The sequence below is a fragment of the Coleofasciculus sp. H7-2 genome, from assembly GCF_042747725.1.
Lineage (GTDB): Bacteria > Cyanobacteriota > Cyanobacteriia > Cyanobacteriales > FACHB-T130 > FACHB-T130.
Genome location: NZ_JBHZGO010000033.1, coordinates 22,177 through 28,386 on the forward strand (window position 1 = coordinate 22,177; position 6,210 = coordinate 28,386).

Consider the following 6,210-nt stretch of genomic DNA (forward strand, 5'->3'; position numbering starts at 1 on the left):
TCACCTTAGGTTGAGTTGAACATATCTAAACCCATTGCACCGGATCTAGTTGATAGTAACCTTGTAGTTGCTCATAAAGTGCTGGATGCTTCTTCAGTAATTGGTGCGGTTTTTCAAAGAATGTCTCTGTTGCTACGGCAAAAAATTCGGCGGGATTCGTTGCACCATAACTATTCATTACCGTTTTTACGCCTCGTTGAACATCATTGCAGAGTTGTTGATATTCTTGTGTCATCACCTTTGCCCAAAGATCATAGTCTGAGTCTCGCTGCAAAATAGGAACACCCTCAGCTTTACCATCTTCTTGATCCAACTGATGGGCAAATTCATGAAGCACCACGTTATGTCCATCCCGCCAGTTGTAAGTATCGTGTTTCACCTGTTCCCAAGACAGTACCAGTTGGTCATTTGTCCACGATTCCCCCAGTCTGGCTACACGTCTTTCTTCAACAATATAATTCCCAGTGTAAGCGGTTTCATTAACAAGATATGTGCTAGGGTAAACCAGAATCGAACGAAGTTTAGGAAAGTAGGTTTCTCGCTCGTTGAGTAAGAGTAAACAGGCGACAGTCGCAACAATCACCTTCATTTCTTCCGTTACCTCTAATCCTCCACAACCAATAAATTGTTTTTCGGCTAAAAATACTTGAATGTGTCCCTGAAGCCGTTTTCGTTCAGCGGGAGAAAGAAAAAGGTAAATAGGAAGATTATTCTCAACAATCGCATTCCACAGTGGTAAAAAAGGACGCTGTCGGAGACGGTTTCGTCGCCGTTTAACTAGGGCAGGATTGACTAAAATTCCCGCGATAATCAGCCCAATAATCAGAAAAATAATAATTATTTCAAACATTGATTTTTGAGCAATTTATGCTATAGGATTCAATTTCCTCTCTAGATGTAAGCTGATTTAGCCCTACTTCGTATGTACACAGCTAATGGCATAGGACAGAACATCACATTTTACTCAATTTGAGCAAGGATACTATCATTAGATGCTAATATTCTGACTGGATTTGAGCGATCGCGCTGATGGGACGATAAACCGTGAGAGCGAGGCACGTTAAGCGCGAAGCAAAGCGATTGCAGCTCAGATTGAAAGTCCCTCTATTTTTGATGACAATAAAAAGGCATGGGAAGTGATTATTCCCATACCCCCTTAATGCTTCGTACTGGCTAGGTAAACTCTTTTCGAGCTACTTTTTCTGACAAAGCAAGAGCAACGCCCCCGTTAGGACTGTGGTTGTTGACGGCGTTGACGCCATTGCTGACGCAATTGCTCAAGTTGTTGCTTTTGGTCAGCAGTCAGCACTGCTTCCATCTGGCTCTTGGTACTCTGGCGAACCGCTTTGATTCTTGATTTTTGGTCTTCACTCAGGTTCAGATTAGGTCTTTGCCGTTGCTCTTTAGCAAGGCGCATTTGTTCCTTTTGCTCCGGGGTGAAAATAGCATCCATTTGCTGCCGTGTAGACTCTTTAATTTGCTGCATTTGTGCTTTTTGAGCATCAGTCAAATTCAGCTGGTTGTACTTCATTCCTGCGCCACCGGCACGACCAGGACCTGCAAAGGCAACGTTAGTGAAAGCGGGAATCATTGGGGAAGCGGCAAGCATCAACGCGATCGCGCCTGGCAAGAAGAACAAAGGTTTCATCTTCATAAGTGTGGAAATTCCGGGTTGTTAGTGTGCAGCAACAACAGATCCGATTGTTGTATTACCTTAGACCAGGCAAGGGTGAAGATGGTTCAGTCTTGGTTAAAACTCATCGTGTCCTATTTGCCACATCTCTCAGATGTATCGCCTATAGCCTTTACTAGGCAAGGAAATGGGCGGTTGAGAGATTCTCTGAATTGTTCACTCCGGAAAAGCGATCGCGTAGCGTACCAAAGGCGATCGCACTTCTACATACAGCCAAAACTAATGTGAGCGATCGCTCTGTTGACTCATGAAAAGCGATTACGCTTTTATAGCTTCAAGATGAGCATTATGCCTGTCACGCCTCAACTTTGCTTCCAGTTTTCATCACTGTGTGCAGGATGGTGCTTATACAAGAGATTGGGGTGTGGATAGTCCGATTGAATGGAATTGTCGTGTTGGTAGTGAATAAAGAGATGTTGGGTTTCAAGAGCGTTTTCCATTCCCTACGGCGATGCGCTGGCACGAGTATAACGCGACTTTGAGAGCGCGTGGTTCTTTGACGTTGTGGATCGACGAAGCCGCTTCCCAAGTGCCGACATCGCAGGAATACCGTTTTGAATCGTCTGCCAAGCCGTGACCGAAACGAAAATGATGTTTCCGCGTCGAAGAGTATCACCAACGATACCAGGAAAAGCAGGGTCGCGTTTCCTGTCATTGAACATTACCTACGAATACTCCTAGAACAACAGCGCCGCCGATCGGGGCGTTTTTTTGTGTTTCGCGCTTCTTGACAAAAAACAGGTTTCGTGACCAAAAAAGAATAAGTCCGTGAAAAAGCGTGATGAGGAAACGGTAGATTAAAAACATAAAGGCGCATCCGTTTCGCCACACAACGAGATTTCTCATGACGTTCCAACTACCGTTCCAACCGACCTCGCGCCGCATCGCCGTTGCCGCTTTCGCCGTCCTGACAGCGCTGCCCGCCCTTACCGGCGCGCCCGCTTCAGCTCAGGACGGCATGAAAGAAGCGAACACTTTGCAGACCACGGCGGCCCGCGAATCCGGTCGGCCCGCCTACTCTCCGGCGACCGCCGTCAATTTCAAGAAGGAGGACAACGTCTTCGTCAAGAGCGCGCTGGAGGTCAACTTCACTTATCGCGCGGCCTTCGTGACGCTGCCGCTGTTTCGCGGTCTCTCCCCGAAGAATGAACCTGTTTACTACATCATCACCGACGCATCCGACTTCGACGTGGCGCGTAAGATGGGTCTCAACTACGCTCCCAAGCTGCGCCACGCCGTGGGCGACGGGGCGCAGCGTGTGACCCTGGATGATGGCGTAATGCGCTTCCGGGGCAATGTGGACTTTACGCCGGAGCATCTGGTCATCCCCGGCTCAATGACGATGCCCTTCCCGCCCAAGACGGCTAAAGCCGGTGCCGTCGGCGACGCCGAATGGTCTTCAATGGTTGTCCTGCCCAGCGGCGTCGTCCTGAACGTGCAGATGGTGAATAACGCTTCGGGAACCCACGACCGGGTCAAGTCAATCGATCTCCAAAAGCGCACAGTAACGCTGTCTCTTCTGGACGGTTTTCAGGGCGGCAAGCAGTACTATTATCATCTGGTAACGGACGTTTCCGAAGAATTGCCAGCGGCGCTGGAGAACGGAGTACACACGCCGCGCTTAGCCAAGGTATTGGGATACGGTCAATCGCGCCCCAGCGACCGCTCGGCGCTGCTGGGATTCTCCCCGGTGTTGAACGGGATCACCGACACCAAGACGCATCAGGATCAGGGCTTTGCCGCTTCGATTGCCAACGCAGGGATTGACCCGATCAATGTTTTCCCCATTGACCCCGACAACGACAATCGCTCGCAGTCGAATAACTACAGCCCGCTTTGGGACGCTCATGTGAACATGTGGACGGAGAAGGCGGTCAAGGACGGTAAGATGCGCCGGATCACCTCCTTTGGCGATCTCGAAGGCTTGGTGCGGGATGGATTGATCGCCAGCGCTTCCATTAATCCGCCCGGACCCGGTAACAGCTACGTCGCTGGCTTGAGACCGACGCGGGCGATCATCAACTGCCCCGTCATCGCCCAGCCCAACTTACCTCCGCAGTAAGCGGAGAACGGAACGAGAGGCAGCAGCCCAACCAGTGCGATCGCTCTATCGTAGGTTGGGTTGACGCTCTTGAAACCCAACACACCTGTTAAATTATTAGAATTATATTCCTCTTGCCCATCCTGAAAAAAACTGATGGGTCAACTTATTCAATACCGCCGTGCCAAAACCCCCGGTGTCATCTACCAACGCCTTGCCTTATTCCGGGAACCTGAAACAGTAGAATTGCTCCGCACAGCTTTTGGCACAATCAAGCCCAGATTGCCATTTATTATTGATGCGATCGCTCTTTGGGTACTGGTAAAGCCAATCGCTATTCTACCCGATCATCTCCACTAGACTTCTTGTATGAATCAAATTAACCCCCCTCATTCCCCCCGTTTCGGGGGGAATAAATCTTGAATCTTGCTCCCTCTCCGTTTCGGGGAGGGCTGGGAAGGGGTTTCTATAAGAGTGAATTTAGCCGTCGTTGCCCTGAACAGTACAAACAATATCGCTCAGCATCGCGTTTAAGTAAAGGCGAGCAAGCTATCTGGCAGCGTCGATGAATGGGAGCATCAAATTCTTGCTGGAAACGGATTTCATGCAGTATGTAGACTACATTCATTCCAATCCGCTCAAGCATGGATTAGTCGCAGCGCCAATCATATTGGATATATTCCAGTTTTCATCACTGTGTGCAGGATGGTGCTTATAGAACCCATTTGACATTTTTTATAATGGTGAATGAAGGCACCTACCCCCTCTAATCTAGTCGCTATGGCATATTCCAGCAGTCTCACGGATCCAGAATGGGAAATTTTTGAACCCTTGCTGCTCCAGAAGTTACCGACGCAGAAACAGACACGCCCTCCCAACTGGACAAAGCGAGAGATTGTGGATGGCATCCTCTATCAACTCAAGAATGGCTGCAATTGGCAAGACTTGCCTCAAGATTTTCCGCCCTACTCAACCGTCTATTGGCACTACAAGCAGTGGCGAGCCGCTGGAGTGTTTGAGGAACTGATGAGTGCTTTGCACGGACAAGTACGCGAGCCAGTAAAAAAAAGCCCAAGTGGACGACGTTAATCATCATTGATTCCCAAGCCGTGAAAAACACCTGCAATGCCAGCGCGGATTCAAAAGGGTATTGTTTCTACAAATCAACCAATGGGATTAAAAGGCATCTAGCTGTTGATACACTTGGGTTTCCCTTCTTCACTCACTGCACAAATGCCAACGTCTGTGACGATGCGGGATTGGTCGAGATGCTGACGCTCAACCTCGACTATTTCAAGGCTAAACCGGTTAGTATTCCGAAAATTACCATCCTGTTAGACCATGGTTATCACCCGGAACATTTAACTCAGGCATTAGAGCCGGTTTATCCCGAAATCATGACGAAAATTAAGTTTCAACTCTCGACGAAACCCTCGAAACAAGAGAAGGCAGCACAGGGAAAATCTGGATTCGTTCCAGCTATCGCCCGGTGGGTCATTGAACGATCCAATGCCTGGATGGAGCGCTGTAAAATCCTGACTAAAAACTTTGAGCGAACCCGCCGCGAATGCAACTGCCAAAATCAACCTTTGCTTCATCAGGCTAATGATTAAAAGGCTTGCAGCTTCTTCTTGAGATCTCAAATGGGTTCTATACAAGAAATTGGGGTGCCGATAGTCCCATTGAATGTGATGGTTGTGTTGGTAGTGAATAATCAGATGTTGGGTTTCCTGCATCAACCCAACCTACGCGATGAGCGATCGCACTAATTGAAGCCAGCTTTTGCAAAGTGATCGCACAATAAACTCTTCTCTAAACAAACACTTGAGTTTTCTGGTTTGACAGGAGCGTTGCTAGGTGCATTTTCGAGATAATTATCTGCAAATTTATTAAGCTCTTCTAATAATTTTGGCTCTTCAGTACTTTTTATGCCAAAACACTAGTTATAATTAGAAAAAACATTAAGAAATATCTCAAAAAGTTACTAAAAGGATTGAACAGATTGACATGTAAAGACTATTTTTTATTAACTATAAATATAAGCATAGTATTTTTAGGTGAATTTACAGCTATGGCTAGCAAAAGAGATATTAAAATTCTAACAGAGCTTCTAGATTTAGACTCTCTCAAAGTCATATCACATCGGTTTCACACTGGGATTGGAATAATTTTACAAACCGCATCAATCGACATATTGTGAAAGACATACCTTTGGGAGAAAAATCAGTATTTTTAGAAATTAATAGACGGCAATTCAAATGTGAAATATGTAAAAAACCATTTAGTGAAAACCTAGATTTTGTGAAAAAGAAAAGAACTTATACAAAGAGACTTGCAGAGAAGATAATCCAAGAAGTTTTAGATTCGGATATTCATAGCGTAGCGTCGAAAGGTATAGTGACAACAGAAGAGATAGAACGGATGTTAAAAGATGCATCCGAAGCCTTAAAAAATTTAAAACCTTTGAATCTAAAAA

6 protein-coding genes and 2 pseudogenes are annotated in these 6,210 nt (G+C 46.7%); 6 read left to right on the forward strand and 2 right to left on the reverse strand.

The window, feature by feature from the left end:
- Positions 1-25 precede the first annotated feature (25 nt).
- Together ACFW2W_RS08325 and ACFW2W_RS08330 are read right to left on the reverse strand one after the other, a co-directional pair.
- Positions 26-850: a zinc-dependent peptidase gene (locus ACFW2W_RS08325; RefSeq protein ID WP_378175911.1), complete on the reverse strand. Its 825-nt coding sequence runs from the start codon at positions 848-850 to the stop codon at positions 26-28.
- A gap of 378 nt (positions 851-1,228) precedes the next feature.
- Positions 1,229-1,648, reverse strand: a complete 420-nt coding sequence (locus ACFW2W_RS08330; protein ID WP_378175913.1) for a Spy/CpxP family protein refolding chaperone — start codon at positions 1,646-1,648, stop codon at positions 1,229-1,231.
- Positions 1,649-2,537: 889 nt separating this feature from the next.
- Here ACFW2W_RS08330 and ACFW2W_RS08335 point away from each other — a divergent pair.
- The 6 genes and pseudogenes from ACFW2W_RS08335 to ACFW2W_RS08360 all read left to right on the forward strand — a co-directional run.
- Complete coding sequence (locus ACFW2W_RS08335) at positions 2,538-3,755, forward strand: hypothetical protein (protein ID WP_378175915.1); 1,218 nt, start codon at positions 2,538-2,540, stop codon at positions 3,753-3,755.
- Between the two features lie 135 nt (positions 3,756-3,890).
- Entirely contained in the window at positions 3,891-4,094 is a 204-nt protein-coding gene (locus tag ACFW2W_RS08340) for a hypothetical protein (protein ID WP_378175917.1), read from the forward strand.
- A gap of 420 nt (positions 4,095-4,514) precedes the next feature.
- Entirely contained in the window at positions 4,515-4,823 is a 309-nt protein-coding gene (locus tag ACFW2W_RS08345) for a transposase (RefSeq protein WP_378175919.1), read from the forward strand.
- Positions 4,824-4,825: 2 nt separating this feature from the next.
- A pseudogene (locus ACFW2W_RS08350) lies at positions 4,826-5,369 on the forward strand (transposase).
- Positions 5,370-5,377: 8 nt separating this feature from the next.
- The gene (locus tag ACFW2W_RS08355) at positions 5,378-5,503 is read left to right on the forward strand and encodes a hypothetical protein (RefSeq protein WP_378175921.1); all 126 of its coding nucleotides are present in this window, start codon (positions 5,378-5,380) and stop codon (positions 5,501-5,503) included.
- A 427-nt stretch (positions 5,504-5,930) separates the two neighbouring features.
- A pseudogene (locus ACFW2W_RS08360) lies at positions 5,931-6,210 on the forward strand (ISL3 family transposase); the annotation flags it as partial.